This is a genomic window from Psychromarinibacter sp. S121 (assembly GCF_049801035.1).
Classification (GTDB): domain Bacteria; phylum Pseudomonadota; class Alphaproteobacteria; order Rhodobacterales; family Rhodobacteraceae; genus Psychromarinibacter.
Map to the genome: position 1 here is coordinate 1 of NZ_JBNAGE010000003.1, position 21,862 is coordinate 21,862.

33 protein-coding genes are annotated in these 21,862 nt (G+C 63.8%); 31 read left to right on the forward strand and 2 right to left on the reverse strand.

What is annotated here, in order from left to right; translation table 11 throughout:
• The 23 genes from tuf to rpmD all read left to right on the forward strand — a co-directional run.
• A partial coding sequence (tuf, locus tag ACP156_RS13670) for an elongation factor Tu (protein ID WP_425051883.1) occupies positions 1 to 1,176 on the forward strand: 1,176 nt, incomplete at its 5' end.
• Positions 1,177 to 1,326: 150 nt separating this feature from the next.
• Positions 1,327 to 1,641 carry a 30S ribosomal protein S10 gene (rpsJ, locus tag ACP156_RS13675; RefSeq protein ID WP_224813467.1) on the forward strand — a complete coding sequence of 105 codons (315 nt, stop codon included), beginning with the start codon at positions 1,327 to 1,329 and terminating at the stop codon, positions 1,639 to 1,641.
• A 15-nt stretch (positions 1,642 to 1,656) separates the two neighbouring features.
• Positions 1,657 to 2,529 carry a 50S ribosomal protein L3 gene (gene rplC, locus ACP156_RS13680; protein WP_425051913.1) on the forward strand — a complete coding sequence of 291 codons (873 nt, stop codon included), beginning with the start codon at positions 1,657 to 1,659 and terminating at the stop codon, positions 2,527 to 2,529.
• Positions 2,526 to 3,143, forward strand: a complete 618-nt coding sequence (gene rplD / locus ACP156_RS13685; RefSeq protein ID WP_425051914.1) for a 50S ribosomal protein L4 — start codon at positions 2,526 to 2,528, stop codon at positions 3,141 to 3,143. Before rplC ends, rplD begins: the two co-directional genes overlap by 4 nt.
• A complete protein-coding gene (locus ACP156_RS13690; protein ID WP_425051915.1) occupies positions 3,140 to 3,433 on the forward strand; it encodes a 50S ribosomal protein L23 in 294 nt (97 codons plus the stop codon). Before rplD ends, ACP156_RS13690 begins: the two co-directional genes overlap by 4 nt.
• 278 nt (positions 3,434 to 3,711) lie before the next feature.
• Complete coding sequence (locus ACP156_RS13695) at positions 3,712 to 4,161, forward strand: DUF4174 domain-containing protein (protein ID WP_425051916.1); 450 nt, start codon at positions 3,712 to 3,714, stop codon at positions 4,159 to 4,161.
• Positions 4,162 to 4,392: 231 nt separating this feature from the next.
• A complete protein-coding gene (gene rplB, locus ACP156_RS13700; RefSeq protein WP_425051917.1) occupies positions 4,393 to 5,235 on the forward strand; it encodes a 50S ribosomal protein L2 in 843 nt (280 codons plus the stop codon).
• A 3-nt stretch (positions 5,236 to 5,238) separates the two neighbouring features.
• Entirely contained in the window at positions 5,239 to 5,517 is a 279-nt protein-coding gene (rpsS, locus tag ACP156_RS13705) for a 30S ribosomal protein S19 (RefSeq protein WP_425051918.1), read from the forward strand.
• Between the two features lie 5 nt (positions 5,518 to 5,522).
• Complete coding sequence (rplV, locus tag ACP156_RS13710) at positions 5,523 to 5,903, forward strand: 50S ribosomal protein L22 (protein ID WP_425051919.1); 381 nt, start codon at positions 5,523 to 5,525, stop codon at positions 5,901 to 5,903.
• Positions 5,903 to 6,628 carry a 30S ribosomal protein S3 gene (gene rpsC / locus ACP156_RS13715; protein ID WP_275633316.1) on the forward strand — a complete coding sequence of 242 codons (726 nt, stop codon included), beginning with the start codon at positions 5,903 to 5,905 and terminating at the stop codon, positions 6,626 to 6,628. The genes rplV and rpsC overlap by 1 nt, the downstream gene beginning before the upstream one ends.
• A gap of 12 nt (positions 6,629 to 6,640) precedes the next feature.
• Positions 6,641 to 7,054, forward strand: coding sequence for a 50S ribosomal protein L16 (rplP, locus tag ACP156_RS13720; protein WP_425051920.1), 414 nt, complete (start codon positions 6,641 to 6,643; stop codon positions 7,052 to 7,054).
• A gap of 118 nt (positions 7,055 to 7,172) precedes the next feature.
• Positions 7,173 to 7,793 carry a 2OG-Fe(II) oxygenase family protein gene (locus tag ACP156_RS13725; RefSeq protein WP_425051921.1) on the forward strand — a complete coding sequence of 207 codons (621 nt, stop codon included), beginning with the start codon at positions 7,173 to 7,175 and terminating at the stop codon, positions 7,791 to 7,793.
• A gap of 277 nt (positions 7,794 to 8,070) precedes the next feature.
• On the forward strand, positions 8,071 to 8,283 hold the full coding sequence (gene rpmC / locus ACP156_RS13730) for a 50S ribosomal protein L29 (protein WP_425051922.1): 213 nt from the start codon (positions 8,071 to 8,073) through the stop codon (positions 8,281 to 8,283).
• Positions 8,284 to 8,287: 4 nt separating this feature from the next.
• Positions 8,288 to 8,518, forward strand: coding sequence for a 30S ribosomal protein S17 (gene rpsQ / locus ACP156_RS13735; protein ID WP_425051923.1), 231 nt, complete (start codon positions 8,288 to 8,290; stop codon positions 8,516 to 8,518).
• 74 nt (positions 8,519 to 8,592) lie between these two features.
• Positions 8,593 to 8,961 (forward strand): 50S ribosomal protein L14, encoded by a 369-nt coding sequence (gene rplN, locus ACP156_RS13740; protein ID WP_137793019.1) that lies wholly within the window; start codon positions 8,593 to 8,595, stop codon positions 8,959 to 8,961.
• Position 8,962: 1 nt separating this feature from the next.
• On the forward strand, positions 8,963 to 9,268 hold the full coding sequence (gene rplX / locus ACP156_RS13745) for a 50S ribosomal protein L24 (RefSeq protein ID WP_275633322.1): 306 nt from the start codon (positions 8,963 to 8,965) through the stop codon (positions 9,266 to 9,268).
• Positions 9,268 to 9,828, forward strand: coding sequence for a 50S ribosomal protein L5 (gene rplE / locus ACP156_RS13750; RefSeq protein ID WP_425051924.1), 561 nt, complete (start codon positions 9,268 to 9,270; stop codon positions 9,826 to 9,828). The genes rplX and rplE overlap by 1 nt, the downstream gene beginning before the upstream one ends.
• Positions 9,829 to 9,841: 13 nt before the next feature.
• Positions 9,842 to 10,147 (forward strand): 30S ribosomal protein S14, encoded by a 306-nt coding sequence (gene rpsN / locus ACP156_RS13755; protein ID WP_425051925.1) that lies wholly within the window; start codon positions 9,842 to 9,844, stop codon positions 10,145 to 10,147.
• A 12-nt stretch (positions 10,148 to 10,159) separates the two neighbouring features.
• On the forward strand, positions 10,160 to 10,552 hold the full coding sequence (gene rpsH, locus ACP156_RS13760) for a 30S ribosomal protein S8 (protein WP_425051926.1): 393 nt from the start codon (positions 10,160 to 10,162) through the stop codon (positions 10,550 to 10,552).
• Positions 10,553 to 10,562: 10 nt separating this feature from the next.
• Positions 10,563 to 11,096 carry a 50S ribosomal protein L6 gene (gene rplF, locus ACP156_RS13765; protein WP_425051927.1) on the forward strand — a complete coding sequence of 178 codons (534 nt, stop codon included), beginning with the start codon at positions 10,563 to 10,565 and terminating at the stop codon, positions 11,094 to 11,096.
• Between the two features lie 11 nt (positions 11,097 to 11,107).
• Positions 11,108 to 11,467, forward strand: a complete 360-nt coding sequence (rplR, locus tag ACP156_RS13770) for a 50S ribosomal protein L18 (RefSeq protein ID WP_425051928.1) — start codon at positions 11,108 to 11,110, stop codon at positions 11,465 to 11,467.
• Between the two features lie 132 nt (positions 11,468 to 11,599).
• Positions 11,600 to 12,178 carry a 30S ribosomal protein S5 gene (gene rpsE, locus ACP156_RS13775; protein ID WP_425051929.1) on the forward strand — a complete coding sequence of 193 codons (579 nt, stop codon included), beginning with the start codon at positions 11,600 to 11,602 and terminating at the stop codon, positions 12,176 to 12,178.
• 3 nt (positions 12,179 to 12,181) lie between these two features.
• Positions 12,182 to 12,370 carry a 50S ribosomal protein L30 gene (rpmD, locus tag ACP156_RS13780; protein WP_425051930.1) on the forward strand — a complete coding sequence of 63 codons (189 nt, stop codon included), beginning with the start codon at positions 12,182 to 12,184 and terminating at the stop codon, positions 12,368 to 12,370.
• Positions 12,371 to 12,462: 92 nt separating this feature from the next.
• Here the strand turns inward: rpmD and ACP156_RS13785 are convergent, their stop codons facing one another.
• On the reverse strand, positions 12,463 to 13,152 hold the full coding sequence (locus tag ACP156_RS13785) for a hypothetical protein (RefSeq protein ID WP_425051931.1): 690 nt from the start codon (positions 13,150 to 13,152) through the stop codon (positions 12,463 to 12,465).
• 263 nt (positions 13,153 to 13,415) lie between these two features.
• Between ACP156_RS13785 and ACP156_RS13790 the strand changes: the two genes are divergently transcribed.
• Both ACP156_RS13790 and ACP156_RS13795 read left to right on the forward strand, forming a co-directional pair.
• Positions 13,416 to 14,057: a MarC family protein gene (locus tag ACP156_RS13790; protein ID WP_425051932.1), complete on the forward strand. Its 642-nt coding sequence runs from the start codon at positions 13,416 to 13,418 to the stop codon at positions 14,055 to 14,057.
• A gap of 81 nt (positions 14,058 to 14,138) precedes the next feature.
• Positions 14,139 to 14,831 (forward strand): winged helix-turn-helix transcriptional regulator, encoded by a 693-nt coding sequence (locus ACP156_RS13795; RefSeq protein ID WP_425051933.1) that lies wholly within the window; start codon positions 14,139 to 14,141, stop codon positions 14,829 to 14,831.
• A 63-nt stretch (positions 14,832 to 14,894) separates the two neighbouring features.
• On the opposite strand, the gene ACP156_RS13800 is transcribed toward ACP156_RS13795, so the two are convergent.
• Positions 14,895 to 15,959, reverse strand: coding sequence for a cytochrome-c peroxidase (locus tag ACP156_RS13800; RefSeq protein WP_425051934.1), 1,065 nt, complete (start codon positions 15,957 to 15,959; stop codon positions 14,895 to 14,897).
• Positions 15,960 to 16,157: 198 nt separating this feature from the next.
• Between ACP156_RS13800 and ACP156_RS13805 the strand changes: the two genes are divergently transcribed.
• The 6 genes from ACP156_RS13805 (at position 16,158) to ACP156_RS13830 (ending at position 21,722) form a co-directional block, all read left to right on the forward strand.
• Positions 16,158 to 17,009 carry an intradiol ring-cleavage dioxygenase gene (locus ACP156_RS13805; RefSeq protein WP_425051935.1) on the forward strand — a complete coding sequence of 284 codons (852 nt, stop codon included), beginning with the start codon at positions 16,158 to 16,160 and terminating at the stop codon, positions 17,007 to 17,009.
• A gap of 192 nt (positions 17,010 to 17,201) precedes the next feature.
• Positions 17,202 to 18,365 (forward strand): acyl-CoA dehydrogenase family protein, encoded by a 1,164-nt coding sequence (locus tag ACP156_RS13810; RefSeq protein WP_425051936.1) that lies wholly within the window; start codon positions 17,202 to 17,204, stop codon positions 18,363 to 18,365.
• Positions 18,366 to 18,554: 189 nt separating this feature from the next.
• Positions 18,555 to 19,028 (forward strand): 50S ribosomal protein L15, encoded by a 474-nt coding sequence (gene rplO / locus ACP156_RS13815; RefSeq protein ID WP_425051937.1) that lies wholly within the window; start codon positions 18,555 to 18,557, stop codon positions 19,026 to 19,028.
• Positions 19,029 to 19,128: 100 nt separating this feature from the next.
• Positions 19,129 to 20,484, forward strand: a complete 1,356-nt coding sequence (gene secY / locus ACP156_RS13820) for a preprotein translocase subunit SecY (protein ID WP_425051938.1) — start codon at positions 19,129 to 19,131, stop codon at positions 20,482 to 20,484.
• 69 nt (positions 20,485 to 20,553) lie between these two features.
• The gene (locus ACP156_RS13825; RefSeq protein ID WP_425051939.1) at positions 20,554 to 21,132 is read left to right on the forward strand and encodes an adenylate kinase; all 579 of its coding nucleotides are present in this window, start codon (positions 20,554 to 20,556) and stop codon (positions 21,130 to 21,132) included.
• Positions 21,133 to 21,353: 221 nt separating this feature from the next.
• Entirely contained in the window at positions 21,354 to 21,722 is a 369-nt protein-coding gene (locus ACP156_RS13830) for a hypothetical protein (protein WP_425051940.1), read from the forward strand.
• Positions 21,723 to 21,862: the final 140 nt, after the last annotated feature.

A 21,862-nucleotide genomic window follows, 5' to 3' on the forward strand; every position in this document is an offset into this window, starting at 1 on the left:
ATGGCTAAGGAAAAGTTTGAACGTAACAAACCGCACGTCAACATCGGCACGATTGGCCACGTTGACCATGGCAAGACGACGCTGACGGCGGCCATCACGAAGTACTTCGGTGACTTCCGTGCGTATGACCAGATCGACGGCGCGCCGGAAGAGAAGGCCCGCGGCATCACGATCTCGACCGCTCACGTGGAATACGAGACCGAGAACCGTCACTACGCACACGTCGACTGCCCCGGCCACGCCGACTACGTGAAGAACATGATCACCGGTGCCGCCCAGATGGACGGCGCGATCCTGGTCGTGAACGCCGCTGACGGCCCGATGCCGCAGACGCGCGAGCACATCCTGCTGGCCCGTCAGGTCGGCGTTCCGGCGCTGGTCGTGTTCCTGAACAAGGTCGACCAGGTGGACGACGAGGAACTGCTCGAGCTGGTCGAGATGGAAGTTCGCGAACTGCTGAGCTCGTACGAGTTCCCGGGCGACGACATTCCGATCATCGCGGGTTCGGCTCTGGCCGCCATGAACGGCGACAACCCGGAGATCGGTGAAGAGAAGATCAAGGAACTTCTCGCCGCCGTCGATGAGTACATCCCGACCCCCGAGCGTGCTGTGGACCAGCCGTTCCTGATGCCGATCGAAGACGTGTTCTCGATCTCGGGCCGCGGTACCGTTGTGACCGGCCGTGTCGAGCGTGGCGTGGTGAACGTGGGCGACGAACTGGAAATCGTCGGCATCAAGGACACCAAGAAGACGACCTGCACCGGCGTGGAAATGTTCCGCAAGCTGCTGGATCGCGGTGAAGCCGGCGACAACATCGGCGCGCTGCTGCGCGGTATCGACCGTGAAGGCGTCGAGCGTGGCCAGGTTCTCTGCAAGCCGGGTTCGGTGAAGCCGCACACGAAGTTCAAGGCCGAGGCCTACATCCTCACCAAAGAGGAAGGTGGCCGTCACACCCCGTTCTTCGCGAACTACCGTCCGCAGTTCTACTTCCGGACCACGGACGTGACCGGCACCGTGACCCTGGCCGACGGCACCGAGATGGTGATGCCGGGCGACAACGTGTCGTTCACGGTTGAACTGATCGCGCCGATCGCGATGGAAAACGGCCTGCGCTTCGCCATCCGTGAAGGCGGCCGCACCGTCGGCGCCGGCGTCGTGTCGGAAATCATCGAGTAAGCAACGGCCCAGGCCTGAGCAAACTCGCCGTACGGGCGGCGGGCGACCCCACGGGGTCGCCGAAAGCCCGGACCACCGGCCTTCGGGCTGAAACCGGTTCGAAGAGGGGCGGCTGAACCGCCCCTCCTCTCAACTGAAAAGGAAAAGAAAATGGCAGTTCAAAGCCAAAACATCCGTATCCGCCTGAAGGCGTTCGATTACCGTGTGCTGGATGCCAGCACGCAGGAAATCGTCAACACCGCCAAGCGGACCGGCGCCCAGGTGCGCGGGCCGATCCCGCTGCCGAACAAGATCGAGAAGTTCACCGTTCTGCGCGGTCCGCACGTCGACAAGAAGTCGCGCGACCAGTGGGAAATCCGTACCCACAAGCGCCTTCTGGACATCGTGGACCCGACCCCGCAGACCGTGGACGCGCTGATGAAGCTCGACCTGGCTGCCGGCGTCGACGTGCAGATCTCGGTTTAAGGGGGGTAACGGACAATGTTGCGCTCTGGAGTTATCGCAAAGAAGGTCGGGATGACCCGTATCTTCCAGGAAGACGGCAAGCAGGTGCCGGTCACCGTTCTGCAGCTGGACAAGCTGCAGGTCGTGGCGACGCGCACCGTCGAGAAGGACGGCTACAGCGCCGTTCAGCTTGGTGCCGGAACCGCCAAGGCCAAGCGGACCTCGGCCCCGATGCGTGGCGTCTTCGCCGCCGCCAAGGTCGAACCGAAGCGGAAGATCGCCGAGTTCCGGGTTGCCCCCGAGAACCTGATCAACGTGGGCGAGGAAATCACCGCGAACCATTACTTCGAAGGTCAGTTCGTCGACGTGTCGGGAACTTCGATCGGTAAAGGCTTCGCCGGTGCCATGAAACGCCACAACTTCGGTGGTCTGCGCGCCTCGCACGGTGTGTCGATCAGCCACCGTTCGCACGGCTCGACCGGTCAGTGTCAGGACCCGGGTCGCGTGTTCAAAGGCAAGAAGATGGCCGGCCACATGGGCGCTGCCCGCGTGACCACGCAGAACCTGCAGGTCGTCAAGACCGACGCCGACCGTGGCCTGATCATGGTCAAGGGCGCCGTGCCGGGCCACAAGGGTGGCTGGGTCACCATCAAGGACGCGGTGAAGAAGCCGACGCCCGAGAACGTGATCTATCCCGCCGCGCTGAAGTCGGCCGCCGAGGAAGCCGAGCGTCTCGCCGCTCAGGCCGCTGAGGAAGCCGCCGCCGCCGAGGCAGCCGAAGCCGAACGCCTTGCCGCCGAGCAGGCCGCCGCCGAGGAAGCCGCGCTGAAAGAAGCCGAAGCCTCGATCGAGGCCGAGAAGTCCGAAGGTGGTGACGACGCCGCTTCGGAAGGAGGCGAAGAGAAATGAAGACCGACGTCCTCAAACTGGATGGCGCCGCTGCCGGTTCCGTGGATCTCGATGACGAGATCTTCGGCCTGGAGCCCCGCGCCGACATCCTGCACCGCGTCGTGCGCTGGCAGCGCGCGCGTGACCAGCAGGGCACGCACAAGGTCAAGACCCGGTCCGAGACCAGCTATTCGACCAAGAAGATCTACCGCCAGAAAGGCACCGGCGGCGCTCGCCACGGTGACCGCAACGCGCCGATCTTCCGGAAGGGTGGTATCTACAAGGGTCCGACCCCGCGCAGCCACGCCCACGACCTGCCGAAGAAATTCCGCAAGCTGGGTCTGAAGCACGCGCTGTCGGCGAAGCTCAAGGAAGGTTCGCTGGTCATCCTCGACTCCGCCGAGTCCGAGGGCAAGACCGCCGCGCTGGCCAAGCAGATCAAGTCGCTGGGCTGGAAGCGCGCGCTGATCATCGATGGTGCGACCGTGAACGAGGGCTTTGCCCGCGCCGCGGCGAACATCGACGGTCTCGACGTGCTGCCCTCGGTCGGTGCCAACGTGTACGACATCCTGCGCCGTGACACCCTGGTGATCACGAAAGCCGGTGTCGAAGCCCTGGAGGCTCGCCTGAAATGAGCAAAGCAGAACTCTACGACGTGATCCGCAAGCCGATCATCACCGAGAAAGCGACCATGGCTTCCGAAGCCAACGCGGTTGTCTTCGAAGTGGCGATGGCCTCGACCAAGCCGCAGATCCGCGAAGCGGTCGAAGGCCTGTTCGGTGTCAAGGTGAAGGCGGTCAACACCACCATCACCAAAGGCAAGGTCAAGCGCTTCCGCGGCCGTCCCGGCAAGCGGAAAGACGTCAAGAAAGCCTACGTGACCCTCGAAGAGGGCAACACGATCGACGTGTCGACCGGTCTTTGAACCGGTCGGTGGGCTGAAAACCCACCCAACGGATTAGAAAGGGCCCTCGCAACTGCGGGGGCCCTTTTTCGTTCCTGTGTCCGAGCGGCGATTTTGTTCTGGAAGCGCGGCCCTTGATGGATGCCCCGTAGGATGGGGTTACACCCCATCCCCGGCGCGAACACCGACCAGTCCCGACACACCACATCTTCAACCCGCCGTGAGATGATTGAACGCAAACCGCCCATCATGCGTAGACCAAGGGAACCCAAGACACACAGACACCCGGAGACACCAACATGCCCGCCTTCCGTACACTTCTTACTCCTCTCGCCATCGCGCTTGGCGCAACCACGCTGGCCTCTGCCGCCGCGGCGCAATCCAGCGGGCCGGAGATCTTCCGCCCCCTCGATCCGGCAGTCTCCGATCTGAACAGCTATCGGTGGGACAAGCGGGTCGTTCTGCTGTTCGGCGCGGGCGAAGATGACGGCACTTATACCGCTGCGCGCGACCAACTGGCGGCAGTGGCCCCGGCGCTGGAAGACCGGGACATTGTCGTGCTGACCGACACGGCGCCCGAACAGCAGGGCGCGATCCGGCAGGGGCTGGAGGTCGACGGCTTCGCAATGGTTCTGGTCGGCAAGGACGGTGGCGTGAAGATCAACAGCGCCGAGCCGGTCAGCCCGGACGCGCTGTTCGCTACGATCGACGCGATGCCGATGCGCCGCCGCGAGATGTCGGGCGGCTGAGGCCCGGCCGGCCAGGGCAGCCCACCCGCATTGGCCTTGACCCCCGGGGGCACTTTCCTTAAAGGGGGTCATCCGCAACGCCCCGGATTCGTCCGGGGCTTTGTATTTGTTCGCAAGAACAGAAAACCGGGGACCTTCGGGGCCCTATACCTCGGCGCTTCATCCACATAACGAAGCGCCCAAACATAGCGGGCCGCAAAGGTCTGCATTGCTAAACGGAAGACAGAAAGCATGGCACTCAAGTCGTACAAGCCGACGACGCCGGGCCAGCGCGGGCTGGTGCTGATCGACCGTTCGGAGCTGTGGAAAGGACGTCCTGTCAAGTCCCTCACCGAGGGTCTGACCAAGAAGGGCGGCCGGAACAACACCGGACGTATTACCCAGCGCCGCCGTGGTGGCGGAGCGAAGCGGCTCTACCGCATCGTCGACTTCAAACGGAACAAGTTTGACGTCGAAGGCGTGATCGTCCGCATCGAATATGACCCCAACCGTACCGCGTTCATCGCGCTGGTGCAGTACACCGATGGCGAGCAGGCCTACATCCTGGCCCCGCAGCGTCTTGGCGTCGGCGACAAGGTGATCGCCGCGGCGAAGGCCGACATCAAGCCGGGCAACGCGATGCCGTTCTCGGGCCTGCCGATCGGTACCATCGTCCACAACGTCGAGATGAAGCCCGGCAAGGGCGGCCAGATCGCGCGCGCCGCGGGCACCTATGCCCAGTTCGTCGGCCGTGACGGTGGCTACGCTCAGATCCGCCTGTCCTCGGGCGAACTGCGCATGGTCCGCCAGGAATGCATGGCCACCGTCGGTGCCGTGTCGAACCCCGACAACTCGAACCAGAACTTCGGTAAAGCGGGCCGGATGCGTCACTATGGCAAGCGTCCCTCCGTCCGCGGTGTCGTCATGAACCCGATCGATCACCCCCACGGCGGTGGTGAAGGCCGGACTTCGGGCGGTCGTCACCCGGTGACCCCGTGGGGCAAGCCGACCAAGGGTGCGAAGACCCGCAGCCGCAAGAAGGCGTCGTCGAAGCTCATCATTCGCAGCCGTCACGCCAGGAAGAAGGGGCGCTAATTCATGGCACGTGCAGTTTGGAAAGGCCCCTTTGTCGACTCTTATGTCCTCAAGAAGGCCGAGAAGGCTCGTGAATCGAGCCGCAATGAAGTCATCAAGATCTGGTCGCGTCGTTCGACCATCCTGCCGCAGTTCGTGGGCCTCACCTTTGGCGTCTACAACGGCAAGAAGCACATTCCCGTGCTGGTCACCGAAGACATGATCGGCCAGAAGTTCGGTGAATACTCGCCGACGCGGACCTACTACGGTCACGCGGCCGACAAGAAAGCCAAGAGGAAGTAAGCGTCATGGGTAAGGAAAAGAATCCGCGCCGCGTGGCGGAGAACGAAGCGATGGCGAAGCTGCGCATGCTGCGTACTTCCCCGCAGAAACTGAACCTGGTTGCGGCGATGATCCGTGGCAAGAAGGTCGACAAGGCTCTGAACGACCTGACCTTCAGCCGCAAGCGGATCGCCGAGGACGTGAAGAAATGCCTTCAGTCCGCGATCGCCAACGCCGAGAACAACCACGGCCTGGACGTCGATGAACTCATCGTCGCCGAAGCCTGGGTCGGTAAGAACCTGATCATGAAGCGTGGCCGTCCGCGGGCACGTGGCCGGTTCGGCAAGATCCACAAGCCGTTCTCGGAGCTTACCATCAAGGTCCGCCAGGTCGAGGAGCAAGCCTAATGGGTCATAAAGTCAATCCGATCGGCATGCGTCTGCAGGTGAACCGCACCTGGGACAGCCGCTGGTACGCCGACACCAAAGACTACGGCAACCTCCTGCTCGAAGACGTCGCGATCCGTGAGTTCATCGAGAAGGAATGCAAGCAGGCCGGCGTCAGCCGCGTCATCATCGAGCGCCCGCACAAGAAGTGCCGGGTGACCGTCCACACTGCGCGTCCGGGCGTGATCATCGGCAAAAAAGGCGCCGATATCGAAACCCTGCGCAAGAAGCTGGCGAAGATGACCGACAGCGAGCTGCACCTCAACATCGTCGAGGTTCGCAAGCCCGAGCTGGACGCCCGTCTGGTGGCCGACTCGATCGCTCAGCAGCTGGAGCGTCGTGTCTCGTTCCGTCGCGCCATGAAGCGCGCGGTGCAGAACTCGATGCGGATGGGTGCCCTGGGCATCCGGGTCAACGTCGCGGGCCGCCTTGGCGGCGCCGAGATCGCCCGGACCGAGTGGTATCGCGAAGGCCGTGTGCCGCTGCACACCCTGCGCGCCGACATCGACTATGCGACCGTCGAAGCCGAAACGCCCTACGGCATCATCGGCATCAAGGTCTGGATCTTCAAAGGCGAGATCATGGAGCACGACCCGTCGGCTCGCGATCGTCGTCAGGCGGAGCTCCAGGAAGGTCCCGCGCCCCGTGGCGCCGGCGGTGGTCGCGACCGCGATCGTCGCAACTGAGGAGTTTGAGAGATGCTGCAACCGAAGCGCACAAAATTCCGCAAGATGCACAAGGGCCGGATCCGTGGCGAAGCCAAGGGCGGTTCCGACCTGAACTTCGGCACGTTTGGTCTTAAGGCCATCCAGCCCGAGCGCATCACCGCCCGCCAGATCGAGGCCGCTCGTCGTGCCATGACGCGTCACATGAAGCGTCAGGGCCGTGTCTGGATCCGGATCTTCCCGGATACCCCGGTGACCTCGAAGCCCACCGAAGTCCGGATGGGTAAAGGTAAGGGTTCGGTCGATTACTGGGCCTGCAAGGTCAAGCCCGGCCGCGTGATGTTCGAACTCGACGGTGTGTCGGAGCCGATCGCCCGCGAGGCCCTGCGCCTTGCCGCGATGAAGCTGCCGATCAAGTCGCGTATCGTTCAGCGCGAAGACTGGTAAGCGGGGATGGGGTAGAACCCCATCCTACGAAATATCGGAAGGGCGGGGTAATCCCGCCCTTTTCCTTTTGTGGGCGCATCGCCTATGGATCGTCCCGACCCGAACCCATGAGGCCGCCATGTTCACGATCCGCTCTCTCTTCGCCACGCGCCTGTACCAGGCCGGCCTGTCCGATCTTGGCGGGGCCGTCGACCAGGACGAGTTGCTGGCGTCGTGCTACACCATCGCCGAGGATGACGAGGCGGGGCAGGAGTGGTGCGAGAAGAACGACTATCCCGGCTATACCTCTTATGCCTCGCTGACCGATCTGCCGTGGCGGTTCCCCATCTTCGCGGACGTCGTGAAGTGCCTCGACGCCCACGTCGCGGCGTTTGCCGAGAACCTTGCCTTCGATCTGGGCGACAAGGCGCTGGTGCTGGAAGACCTTTGGATCAACATCCTGCCCGAGGGCGGGACCCATTCGAGCCACATACATCCGCATTCGGTGATCTCGGGCACGACCTATGTCGCGATGCCGGAAGGGACGTCCGCCCTGAAGCTGGAAGACCCGCGCCTGCCGATGATGATGGCCGCGCCGACGCGGTTGAAGGGCGCGGACGAGGACCTGAAGCCATTCATCTACGTGAAGCCCGCCGTTGGCGACGTGCTGCTGTGGGAAAGCTGGCTGCGGCACGAGGTGCCGATGAATATGTCGGAAGACGACCGGATCTCGGTGAGCTTCAACTATAAGTGGGAATAAGCGCCGGTCCGGCGAAGCCGGAAAGTGCCCGCGTACCATCTCGCCCCGATGCAAAAGCTGGGGTGATCGTGCGAAGTGCAGCACGGCCCCACGGGGGCGGGGCGGACGGCACCAGACCTCTGCGCCTTAGCCAGATTGGTCAAAACACCCGCATTCCCCGCCAAGGGGGTTGCCAAACACGCCCTCGGGGCGTAATGGGGCCGCTCTATCACGAACTCCACCGGAATCAGCGTAACCCGGCCAAGGGGCGCTCCGGTGATGTTGAAAGGAAGACGACATGGCACTTGATGCCAAGGAACTGCGTGACAAGACGCCGGACCAGCTGCGCGATCAGCTGTCCGATCTCAAGAAAGAAGCCTTCAACCTGCGCTTTCAGCAGGCTTCGGGCCAACTCGAAAGCACCGCGCGCATGCGCTCGGTGAAGCGCGACGTTGCGCGCGTTAAGACCATCCTGAACGAAAAAGCGGCGGCCGCCGCGTCGGAGGCGTAAGACTATGCCCAAACGTATCCTGCAAGGCACCGTCACCTCGGACAAGAACGACCAGACGGTCACCGTCTCGGTCGAGCGTCGCTTCAAGCACCCGCTGCTGCACAAGACCGTTCGGAAGTCCAAGAAGTACCGGGCTCACGATCCGGAAAACCAATTCAAGGTCGGCGATACCGTGCGCATTCAAGAATGCCCGCCGGTCTCGAAGTCGAAACGCTGGGAGGTGGTGACCGCCTAAGGTCCCACCATCCGGTTTGATCGAAACCCTGGGGGGTAGAACAAGACCAACCCCCATAGGTCGGGAGAAACCAAATGATCCAGATGCAGACCAATCTGGATGTCGCTGACAACTCCGGTGCCCGGAAAGTTCAGTGCATCAAGGTCCTGGGTGGTTCCAAGCGTAAGTACGCTTCGGTGGGCGACATCATCGTCGTCTCCGTGAAGGAAGCCATCCCGCGCGGCCGCGTTAAGAAAGGTGACGTCCGTAAGGCCGTCGTCGTGCGCACCGCCAAGGAAGTCCGTCGTGAAGACGGCACCGCCATCCGCTTTGACCGCAACGCCGCCGTGATCCTGAACAACGCAGGTGAGCCGGTTGGTACCCGTATCTTCGGGCCGGTTGTGCGCGAACTGCGTGCCAAGAACTTCATGAAGATCATCTCGCTCGCCCCGGAGGTGCTGTAAGATGGCCGCTAAACTGAAAAAAGGCGACAAGGTCGTCGTCCTGTCCGGCAAGGACAAGGGCAAGGAAGGCGAGATCGTCTCTGTCGACCCGAAAGCCGGTAAGGCCGTGGTCGAAGGCATCAACGTCGCGATCCGCCACACCAAGCAGACCCAGACCACGCAGGGCGGCCGTCGTCCGCAGGCGATGCCCATCGACCTGTCGAACCTGGCTTTCCTCGATGCAAACGGCAAAGCGACCCGCGTCGGCTTCAAGATGGAAGACGGCAAGAAAGTCCGCTTCGCCAAGACCACGGGAGACGTGATCTGATGCTGGACGCTGCGAACTACACCCCCCGCCTGCGCACCCTTTACCGCGACACCATCCGTGGCGCGATGAAGGAAGAGTTCGGCTACAAGAACGACATGCAGATCCCCTCGCTGGAGAAGATCGTTCTGAACATCGGCTGTGGCGCCGAGGCCGTGAAGGACTCGAAGAAGGCGAAATCGGCTCAGGAAGACCTGACCAAGATCGCCGGTCAGAAGGCCGTCACCACGATCGCCAAGAAGTCCATCGCCGGCTTCCGCGTTCGTGAAGACATGCCGCTGGGCGCGAAAGTCACCCTGCGCGGTGACCAGATGTACGAATTCCTGGATCGCCTGATCACCATCGCGCTGCCGCGCGTCCGCGACTTCCGCGGCGTGAAGCCGTCGTTCGACGGCCGTGGCAACTTTGCGATGGGCCTCAAGGAACACATCGTGTTCCCCGAAATCGACTTCGACAAGGTCGACGAGGTCTGGGGCATGGACATCATCATCACCACCAACGCGTCGAACGACGCGGAAGCAAAGGCGCTGTTGAAGCACTTCAACATGCCGTTCACCGCTTAAGGAGCGACACATCATGGCTAAGAAAGCAATGATCGAACGCGAGAAGAAGCGCCAGAAGCTGGTGGACAAGTACGCCGCCAAACGCGCCTCGCTGAAAGAGATCGTGAACGACGAATCCAAGCCGATGGAAGAGCGTTTCCGCGCTTCCCTGAAGCTTGCCAAACTGCCGCGCAACAGCTCGGCCACCCGTCTTCACAACCGTTGCCAGCTGACCGGACGTCCGCACGCTTACTACCGTAAGCTGAAGGTCTCGCGGATCATGCTGCGTGAACTGGGCTCCGCCGGGCAGATCCCCGGCATGGTCAAGTCGAGCTGGTAAGGAGGGTATGAAATGAACGATCCTCTCGGAGATATGCTGACCCGGATCCGGAACGCGCAACTGCGCGGCAAATCCACCGTGGTCACCCCCGCCTCGAAACTGCGTGCCTGGGTCCTGGATGTGCTGACCGACGAAGGTTACATCCGCGGCTACGAACCCACGACGACCGTCGACGGCCACCCGGCCATCGAAATCAGCCTGAAGTACTACGAAGGCACCCCGGTCATTCGTGAACTCAAGCGCGTCTCCAAGCCCGGTCGCCGGGTCTACATGAGCGTCAAGGACGTCCCGCAGGTCCGTCAGGGTCTCGGCGTCTCGATCGTCTCCACGTCGAAAGGCGTGATGTCGGATGCAAACGCCCGCAGCCAGAACGTTGGCGGCGAGGTGCTTTGCACGGTCTTCTAAGGAGGGGCTGATGTCTCGTATTGGGAAAAAACCGGTCGAGCTGCCCTCTGGCGTAGAAGCCAAGGTGTCCGGCCAGACCGTTGAAGTGAAGGGGCCGAAAGGCACCCGCAGCTTCACCGCGACCGATGATGTGAACATCGCGGTCGAGGACAACACCGTCACCGTCACTCCGCGCGGCAGCTCCAAGCGTGCCAAGCAGCAGTGGGGGATGTCCCGCACCCAGGTCGCGAACCTGGTGACCGGCGTGACCGAGGGCTTCAAGAAAGAGCTCGAGATCAACGGCGTCGGCTATCGTGCGCAGGCTCAGGGCAACGTCCTGAAACTGTCGCTCGGCCTCAGCCACGAGGTGAACTTCGATGTCCCCGAGGGCATCACGGTCACCACGCCGAAACCGACCGAGATCATTGTCGAAGGCAACGATCAGCAGCGTGTCGGCGAAGTCGCGGCGAAGATTCGCGAGTGGCGGAAGCCGGAGCCCTACAAGGGCAAGGGCATCAAGTACAAAGACGAATATATCTTCCGCAAGGAAGGTAAGAAGAAGTAAGGACCGGATAAATGGCACTTTCCAAACGGGAACTGTTCCAGAAGCGCCGTCTGCGCGTCCGGAACAAGCTTCGCAAGATGAACGCCGGGCGCGTGCGCCTGTCGGTTCATCGTTCGAACAAGAACATCAGCGTCCAGCTGATCGACGACGTTCAGGGCGTGACCCTGGCTTCGGCTTCGTCGATGGAGAAGGACCTGGGTGTCGTGGGCCGCAACAACGTCGAAGCCGCCGCCAAGGTGGGTTCCGCGATTGCCGAGCGCGCCAAGAAAGCCGGTGTCGAGGAATGCTACTTCGACCGTGGTGGCTTCCTGTTTCACGGCAAGGTCAAAGCGCTGGCCGATGCGGCCCGCGAAGGCGGCCTGAAGTTCTGATCACGGCGGGCGCGCGTCTTGCGCGCCCTTCGACCTATGCGGGCGGCTTGTCCGCCCCGATGATCCGGGAGCCAACGGCTCACCTGGATTGGATCTGACCGGCGCCCGGTGCGCCACGTACAAGGAGGCCGCATGGCCAGAGAACCCAACCAGCGGGGCAACCGTCGCGAGCGCGATGAAGCTCCGGAATTCGCCGATCGCCTTGTCGCGATCAACCGCGTTTCGAAGACCGTCAAAGGCGGTAAGCGTTTCGGTTTCGCCGCGCTCGTCGTCGTGGGCGACCAGAAGGGCCGCGTCGGCTTTGGCAAGGGCAAGGCCAAGGAGGTCCCCGAGGCCATCCGTAAAGCCACCGAGCAAGCCAAGCGCCAAATGATCCGCGTGCCGCTGCGCGAAGGCCGCACCCTGCACCATGACGTCTTCGGCCGTCACGGCGCTGGCCGCGTCGTCATGCGCACCGCGCCCGCCGGTACCGGTATCATCGCCGGTGGTCCGATGCGCGCCGTGTTCGAGATGCTGGGCGTTCAGGACGTCGTCGCCAAGTCGATCGGCACCCAGAACCCCTACAACATGATCCGTGCGACCATCGACGGGCTGAAAAGCGAATCCAGCCCCCGTCAGGTTGCGCAGCGCCGCGGCAAGAAAGTGGCCGACATCCTGCCCAAGCGGGACGACGTGCCGCAGGAATCGTCGCAAGTCGCCGAGGAGGCTTGATCCATGGCCAAGACCATCGTTGTTAAGCAGATCGGCTCGCCGATCCGTCGCCCCGAAGTCCAGCGCAAGACGCTGATCGGGCTGGGCCTCAACAAGATGCACAAGACCCGGGAACTGGAAGACACCCCCGCGATCCGCGGCATGGTCGCCAAGATCCCCCACCTTGTGGAGATCGTCGAAGAGCGCGGCTAAGCCGACCTTCGCATCTTGAAGAATTGAAAACGCCGCGGTTCATCCGCGGCGTTTTTCGTTTTTCGCTCGGTCTGGATCGGGTCTATTGGCCGTCAGGGCTGGCGGTTCCGCTCGGACGGGTCGGCGCTTTGGCGGCCTTTGATGAACATGCGCTCTACGTAGGCCAGCGGATGCGTCGGGTGCAGACGAACACGCCCCCGCAGCGGCGACCGCAGGTAGGCTTTCACGTCAGGCTCGCGCCGTTTCCAGGCGGCCCGGTCGCTTCGGGCGTCGTGCTGGACCCCGGCGCCGACGGCACAAGAGGGCCGACGCAGCGCGCTGCGCCACCGGATCAGCGCCGCGGCTTGGCGCACGGCCTGTTCCGGCACCGACCACTCGCCCGTGTCGTCCCGTTCCAGCCCGTCGGCAAAGGCAACCACGCCGGCACAACGGTCGAGATCCACGAACCCGTCGGGGTCATGCTTGTAGGCGTTTTTTCGCATCCCGTCCCGCAGCGCGGTCGGGACAGACAGCATACCGGCCCGCATCCGCCGCTCGGCGTCGTCCGACGCCGGCTCGGAAAGCTCCGCCACCGGGAACATCTGGTACAGGTACACCGCCGACACCAGCGACAGGGCAGGGTGTGCGGCCATGGTCAGCAGCACCTTTTGCTGACCCTCGTCCTCCAGCGCCCAGTCGCGCGTCTGCGCGATGGCGTTCAGGTGGGCGGGCTCTGCCGCCGTGACGGCGGTCATCTGGACCCACCAGTCATCACTTTCGTTGATCGTCCAGCCTTTTGACATGGTCGACTCCGCTTTGTTATCGGCGGAACGAAACATTGGAATGAGACGGAGAAGGGGCAGTTTCAAAGCGATTCCCGAGCAGAGCAAGAAAAAGGGGTATTCCGTCGCGTAAAAAGGGGCAGCAGCGACATCTAATGGGACTGGTAAACCACCTGTCGCCGGGCGGTGCAATCGCGCTAGACTGCGGACGCGTGTCGTGGTTCATCCGGCGCGCGGAAGCGCCCGAAAAACGATCAGTCACCCGCCCCTGAAAGGAGCCGCCCTTGCCGGAACTCAGCCTCGCCGCTCTGGTTCGCGAGTTCATCACGCTGTTCGTGGTGATCGACCCGATCGGGACGCTGCCGGTGTTCTATTTCGCGACTCAGGGCGTGCCGGAACGGCTGCACTGGCGGATCGCCGTGCGCGCGGTGCTGGTGGCCGCGGGGGTGCTGTTGCTGTTCCTCGTTGCGGGGCAGTTGCTGCTGGAAGGGCTGGGGCTGGGGCTTGGGTCTTTCCAGATTGCGGGCGGGATCATCCTGTTCCTGTTCGCGATGACCATGATCTTCGGCGAGTCGAAATCGGAGAAAGAGATCGAAGCCGCCGAAAAGGACCATCTCGCCGGCGCGGTCTATCCGCTTGCGATGCCGTCCATCGCGTCGCCCGGCGCGATGCTGGCGGTGGTGATCCTGACCGACAATCACCGCCACTCGATCCACGATCAGGTGATCACCGGCGGCCTGCTTTTGCTGGTGCTGGGCGTGACGCTCAGCGTGTTGCTGCTGGCCTCGCCGCTGAAGCGCCTGATCGGGAACACCGGCGCCAACATCGTCAGCCGGGTGATGGGCATCATTCTTGCCACCGTCGCGGTGGATTCGGTCCTCAGCGGCTTCGACGCGGTGGGCGTGATCAACGTCACGGGCCAATAAGCGGCATCGCTGTTGCGCCATTGCGCAGGTGCGGCGTAGGTTGACCAAGGGTCAACCGCGTTTCTGCGGGGGAGGTGCCGCATGGAAGTCGCCAACCTCTACAGCCAGTTCTGCCCGGTCGCGATGGCGTCCGAGGTGTTCTGCACCCGCTGGACACCGTTGGTGGTCCGCGAGCTTTTGTGCGGCAGCACCCGTTTCAACGACATCCGGCGCGGCGTGCCCAAGATGTCGCCGTCGCTACTATCGAAACGGCTGAAAGAGCTGGAGCTTGCCGGTGTCGTCCAGACCGTCCCCGGCGAGGGCGGCAAGGCCGAGTACCGGCTGACCGAAGCAGGCGAGGAACTGCGCCCCCTGATCGTCGGCATCGGGAATTGGGGCCAGCGCTGGGTCGAGTCGCGTCTGTCCCTGCGCAATCTCGATCCGTCCCTGCTGATGTGGGACATCCGCCGCAACTTCGAACCGGATCCGAGGCCCGCCGCGCGCTGTACGATTCAGTTCCAGTATCGCGGCCTCGACCGTCTGCTGCAGGACTGGTGGCTGTTGGTCGAGCCAGAGGCCATCGACCTGTGCCGCGACGATCCGGGCCACGAGGTCGACGTGCTGATCGACGCCGACCTGCGCGCGATGACGTCGGTGTGGATGGGGCTGTCGAAACTGTCAGAAGAGCTCGACGCGGGCAGCATCGAAATCGAAGGCGATCCGACCCTCGCGCGGCAGGTGCAGGGCTGGCTGAAGCTGTCGATCTTCGCCCACGAACCGCGCCGGGTTCCCTGATACGCCGAACGGCAAGCGTGGGCCCGGACAAGGTCCGGACCCATGCGGATCGTTAAGGCAGGGCTACTGCATGTAGACCGGTCGTGGCGTGTCGGCGGTTTCGGGCGGCAGCACCGGCACCGTCACATCCGGCACCTCGCCGGTCAGCGATTGCAGGAAAGCGACGATAAGCCCGGCTTCTTCCTCGGTTACCGGCTCGCCCAACTGGCTTTCCGCCATGATTTCCACCGCCGTTTCCAGATCCCAGACCTTGCCGGAGTGGAAGTAGGGCGCGGTCACGCCGATGTTGCGCAGCGGCGCGGCGCGGAACACATACTCGTCATCCACGGTTTCCGTGACCGCGAACCGGCCCTTGTCACCCTCGGGCAAAACGTCGGCGCCCGGTTTCTCGACAAGGCCGAAGGGGTAGTAATCCTGCCCGCCAAGGTTCACGCCGGCGTGGCAGGCGATACAGCCCTTGTCCATAAACAGTTCGAGCCCCGCGGTCGCGTCGGCGTCAAGCGCGGCATCGTCACCATTCAGCCACGCGTCGAACGGTGCGGGCGTGATCAGCGTGGCCTCGAAGACCTCGATCGCTTTCGCCATGTTGTCGAAGCTTGCGGGGTCAGTCTCGTCAGGGAATGCCGCTTCGAACATCGACACGTAAGCCGGCATCGAGTTCAGCATCGCGACCACGTTGTCCGGCGTGTTGGCCATTTCGACACCGGCCTGAACCGGGCCCTTGGCCTGTTCCTTCAGGTCGCTGGCGCGGCCATCCCAGAACTGGGCGATATTGAGCACGGCGTTCAGCACCGTGGGCGCGTTGCGCGGACCCTTCTGCCAGCCGTGGCCCACCGACGTTTCGAGGTTGTCGTCACCCCCGGTCGCGAGGTTGTGGCAAGAGTAGCAAGAAAACACCCCCGAAGCCGACATGCGCGGGTCGAAATACAGGGCCTTGCCCAGCTCGACCTTCTCGGGCGAGGCGGGGTTGTCGGCGATGGCTGGTGTTGTAGAGGGCAGGGGCTGGAACATCTCCAGCGCCCATTCGCGTAGCTCTTCTGTTGTAGTTTCCTGTGCAGCGGCCGTGGTGGCGAACGAACCGGTCGCCAAGGCTGTGGTCGCGGCAAGGACGGCGAGTTTGGATCTCATCTGGATCTCCCGAGTCGGAACCGTTCGCGCGCCCGCCCGAGGCTATGCGCTTCACGCCTTCAAGCTTTGATTTAGATCAATTCTAAAGAAGAGCATGGAGCCATGTGCGGGGTGCATATCGCCACGCGGACCTTTCTGCGACGGAATGCGGGTTTTGGCGCGTTAGACCCCCGAAGACAGAAATCGAAAGGAGCGGTCATGTCCCTGACCAAACCCATCAGCCGCCGCGGCGCCCTTGTCGGCATCGCGGTCACCGCCACCGGCACCATGCTGCCCCGCGCGCTGCTTGCACAGGATACGCCCTACCTGTTGCCGGACACCGACGTCTGTTCGGTCATGCCCGAGGTGACCGAAGGTCCTTATTACCTCGACGATGTGCTGGTGCGCCGCGATATCCGCGAGGATCGTGAAGGCGTGCCGGTTCTGCTGCGCATGCAGGTCGTCGATGCCTCCTGCGCCCCGATCCCCGGCGCGCGGGTCGACGTCTGGCACTGCGACGCGCAAGGGGTCTATTCCTCCTTCGGGGGCGGCGAGGCCGGTCAGTCCAGCGAAACGGGCGAGACCTTCCTGCGGGGCACCCAGATGGCGGACGACACCGGGCTGGTCGAGTTCGATACGATCTACCCCGGCTGGTACCGGGGCCGCACGACCCATATTCATTACAAGGTCTGGCTGGACGAGACCAACATCCTCACCGGGCAGATCTTCTTCCCGGACGCGCTGTCGGAATACCTTTACGATCACGCCATGCCCTACCTGCGTGACGGCACCCGCGATACGGTGAACTCGATCGACGGGATCGCCCAGCAGGCCAGCTATGCCGCCTTCGCCGACGTGAAGGAACAGTCGGACGGCTATGTCGTGCAGTTGATCGTCGGGGTCAGCCCCGATGCCGTGTCGCAGGATGTCGGCATGCCCGGCGGCGACCGTCCGTCGGGTCCGCCCCCGGGGGGTGAGACCGCCGGTGGCCCTCCGCCGGACGGTGGCATGGGCGGCCCGACCGGCAGCCGCGACGGCGCAAGCCTGATTCCCGGCGCTGACGAGGCCTAGGGCCACCGGTTCGGCCCGCCGCGCCCGCAGGTTCCGAAACAGAAGTGGTCCGGTTCGCGCGGGGCCATTTCGACCAAAGAAACAAGGGGTCCGGAAGGGGGCCTCGCCACGCTGGTACAGTTCCTGAACTATCGCAATTCGGTTTCTCCTGCGATTCTCCCCTTATCGAATTCAGATATTGGGAGAACCGAAATGACTATCATGGACGCACCGGCGCAGGACGCCACCACGGCCCGCAAGGATTTTGGCGCGATCGCAGACCGGCTTGCCGCCGGCTTCGCGAAATCCGCCGCCGAGAACGATAGCGGCGACTGTTTCGTCGCCAGCCACTACGATCAATTGAAGTCCGAGGGCCTGATCACCGCAGGTGTCCCCGAAGCACTCGGCGGCGGCGGCGCAGATGTACGCGCCCTTTGCGACATCATTCGTCGCCTCGCGCATGGGTGCAGTTCGACCGCGCTGGCCTTTTCGATGCACTCGCATCAGGTCGCCTTCCCGGCATGGCGCTGGCACCACCAGCCTGCCGCCGTCCCGATGGTCGAACCGCTGCTGAAGCGCATCGCCGCCGAGCGCCTTGTCCTGCTGTCCTCGGGCGGCGGCGACTGGATCGGCGGCTCGGGCAAGGCGGTGGCGGTCGAAGGCGGCTACAAGGTTACCGCCCGCAAGATGTTCGTCTCGGGCGCACCGGCGGGCGATATCCTGATGACCTCGGCGGTGGTCGACGAAGACGACGGCGCGAAGGTCATCCACTTCCCCTGTCCGATGGCCGCGCCCGAGGTGTCCGTCCTCGACACGTGGCACACGCTGGGCATGCGGGCGACCGGATCGCACGACGTGATGATCGACGGTCTGTTCGTCCCCGCCGACAAGGTGCCGGTGAAGCGCCCCGCCGGGCAATGGCATCCGCTGTTCTTCATGCTGGGCACCATCGCCTTCCCGCTGATCTACGCCGCCTATCTTGGCGTCGCCGAACGCGCCCGCGACATCGCGGTCGGCATCGCCTCGGGCCGCACCGCATCGCCGGTGACGCGCGCCCGTGCGGGCGAGATGGACACGGCGCTGACGGCCTGTCGGCTGGCGCACCAGCACATGATCGCCACGGTGGACCTGAACGCGCCCTCGGCGGAAACCGTGAATCAGGTGATGACGGGTCGCCGGCTGGTCGAGGAGAACGCGATCCGCTGCGTCGAGAAGTCGATGGAACTGGCGGGCGGCGCGGGCTTTTACCGCAAGGCCGAGCTGGAGCGACTGTTCCGCGACATTCAGGCGGCGCGCTATCACCCGCTGCAGAAGGAAATCCAGACCGAATATGCCGGCGCCATGGCGCTTGGCCAGTCGATCGACACGATCTACTGATCCTCCCCGCAGGCTACGGAAGGGGCGGCCTGAACGGTCGCCCCGTCTGTTTCCCGAGCCCTTGAACGCCCCGCCGATCCCGTCTATACGCCTCCGGTGGTCCCGAGGGGGCCCGAATCCGACAATCGAAGAAACGCCGAGGTCGGCCCATCCGTCGCTGGGGGCCGCATCCGGCAAGGAGAAGCGACAATGAAACTGAACGAACTCCGGGACAATCCCGGCGCCAATAAAAAGCGCATGCGTGTGGGCCGTGGCCCCGGCTCTGGCAAAGGCAAGACTGCCGGCCGTGGTATCAAGGGTCAGAAGTCCCGTTCGGGCGTGGCGATCAACGGGTACGAGGGCGGCCAGATGCCGCTGTACCAGCGCCTGCCGAAGCGCGGCTTCAACAAGCCGAACCGCAAGAAATTCGCCGTCGTGAACCTTGGCCTGATCGCCAAGTTCATCGAAGCCGGCAAGATCGACGCCAAGTCCACGATCACCGAGGACGTGCTGGTCGAGAGCGGCCTCGTCCGCCGCAAGCTGGACGGTGTCCGCGTGCTCGCCAAGGGTGACTTCGACAGCAAGGTGACCCTCGAGGTGACCGGCGCGTCGAAATCGGCAGTCGAGGCGGTCGAGAAGGCCGGCGGCTCGCTGACCGTCAAAACCCCGGCAGCGGCCGAGTAAGTGGTTGTGAGCGCCACCACCGGCGCTTACATCGCTATCTGTGTTTCCAAGCGCCGCCCCGGGAGACCGTGAGGCGGCGCATCTTTAAGAGAGATCGCGCATGGCATCGGCAGTCGAGCAAATGGCCGCGAACATGAGCTGGTCGTCCTTCGGTAAGGCGACCGAGCTGCGGCAGCGGATTTTCTTCACCATCGGTCTGCTGATCGTCTACCGGCTCGGGACCTACATCCCGGTGCCCGGCATCGATGGCAACGCCCTTCGCGAGTTCATGGAACAGGCGACCGCCGGTCTCGGTGGCGTCCTGAACATGTTCACCGGCGGCGCGATCAGCCGGATGGGCATCTTCGCCCTCGGCATCATGCCCTACATCTCGGCCTCGATCATCGTCCAGCTGCTGGCGGCCATGGTGCCGTCGCTGGAACAGATGAAGAAAGAGGGCGAGCAGGGCCGCAAGAAACTGAACCAGTGGACGCGCTACGGCACCGTGGCGCTGGCGCTGTTCCAGGGCTATGGGCTTGCCGTCTCGCTGGAAGCGGGCGACCTGGCCACCAACCCCGGCTGGTACTTCCGCGCCGCAACGGTGATCACGCTGGTCGGCGGTACGATGTTCCTGATGTGGCTGGGTGAACAGATCACCGCCCGCGGCATCGGCAACGGTATCTCGCTGATCATCTTCGTCGGCATCGTGGCGGAAATCCCGACCGCGCTGGCGCAATTCTTCGCCTCGGGCCGCTCCGGCGCCCTGAGCCCGGCGGTGATCGTCGGCGTGATCGTGATGGTGGTCGCGGTGATCGCCTTCGTGGTCTTCATGGAACGATCGCTCCGGAAGATCCACATCCAGTATCCGCGCCGTCAGGCCGGCATGAAGATGTACGAGGGCGGCTCGTCGCACCTGCCGATCAAGGTGAACCCGGCGGGCGTCATCCCGGCGATCTTCGCCTCGTCGCTGTTGCTGCTGCCGACCACGATCTCGACCTTCTCGGGCAGCCAGACCGGCCCGGTGATGTCGACGATCCTCGCCTACTTCGGCCCCGGCCAGCCGCTGTACCTGGCGTTCTTCGCGCTGATGATCGTGTTCTTCACGTTCTTCTACACGTTCAACGTCTCGTTCAAGACCGACGACGTGGCCGAGAACCTGCAAAAGCAGAACGGCTTCGTGCCCGGCATCCGTCCCGGCAAGAAGACCGAGGAATACCTCGACTACGTGGTGACGCGCATCCTTGTGCTGGGGGCCGCCTACCTTGCGGCAGTTTGTCTCCTGCCCGAGATTCTGCGTTCACAGTTCACGATCCCCTTCTATTTTGGCGGCACCTCGGTTCTGATCGTCGTGTCCGTGTCGATGGACACCGTGCAGCAGGTGCAGTCGCATCTTCTTGCGCACCAGTACGAAGACCTGATCGAGAAATCCCAGCTTCGCGGCAAACGCCGTCCGAAGAAGGGCCCGGCAAGGCGCTGACAAAGGCGCCGCATTGGAGGAGACGGCGCGGGGTCCCACCCGCGCCGAAAGCTTAGGGGACAGTCCAACATGAACATCATTCTTCTCGGCCCGCCCGGTGCCGGTAAGGGAACCCAGGCCCAAATCCTGGTGGAAGAACGCGGCATGGTGCAGCTGTCGACCGGCGACATGCTGCGCGAGGCCCGCACCTCGGGCACGGAGATGGGCAAGAAGGTGGCAGAGGTCATGGACCGCGGCGACCTCGTGACCGACGAGATCGTAATCGGCCTGATCCGCGAAAAGCTCGAATCCGGCAATGCCGGCGGCGGCTTCATCTTCGACGGCTTCCCGCGTACGCTGGCGCAGGCGGACGCCCTTGGCGCCCTGTTGGCGGAAGAAGGCCAGGCGCTGGACGCGGTGATCGAGATGCAGGTCGACGATGACACGCTGGTCGCGCGCGTCGTGAACCGCGCCGAAGAAGCCCGCGCGGCGGGCAAGCCGGTGCGCGCCGACGACAACGCCGAAAGCATGAAGACCCGGCTGATGGCCTACTACAAGCAGACCTCGCCGCTGATCGGCTACTACTACGCCAAGGGCAAACTGACCTCGATCGACGGCCTCGGCGCGATCGACGAAGTGCGCGCCAGCATCGCCAAGGTGCTTGGCTGAGCGGACGGCCCGACTTGAAGACTCGTAGGGGCGCGTGTCACGGAATTCGTGACCGCGCCCTTTCTCGTTTCTGATGTCGGTCGCGGCGCAAGCTTGCCACTTCTAATGCCGTAAAGGCCGACACGCGGCGGGATCCGCGCGTGCAGGCCCCAAAGAACTTCGTCCCAGGCGGTGCCCGGGGTATCAAAAGCCACGCCCCGCCCCACTGTCCGGAGTTGAAGATGAACCGCCTGCTGCCCGCCATCGCCCTGTCTCTCGCCGCAACGTTGCCCGCCGCTGCCCAGACCAGCCGCCTTGCGACCGATCCCGCGATGTGCGGCTACTGGGAGGGCGAGGGGCCGGAGGATGCCATGGTCCTGACCGAAACGACGATGGAAGGGATCGAGACCTTCTGCGAATTCGAACCGGCCCTGCCGCTGAACTGGGACGCGGACCGCACCTTCTCGCGGCTCGGCTACTGCGCATCGCCGGGCTACATCGCCCCGGTCATGATCGCGTTTCAATACGGCACGTGGGAGCCCGGCGTGATCGAGGTCTGGTTTCAGGACGCCGACGGTCCACTGATCTTCACGGCCTGCCCCGCGGACTGAACCGCCGCGCCTGCGTCCTCGGGCGGCAAAGGGGCTCTGCCCCCGCCGCGCCTGCGGCGCGTCTCCCCCGAGGTATTTCGGAAGAGAAGAAGGCAAGAGGCGCTCCTTCTTCTCTTTGAAAATACCTCGGGGAGCGCGAG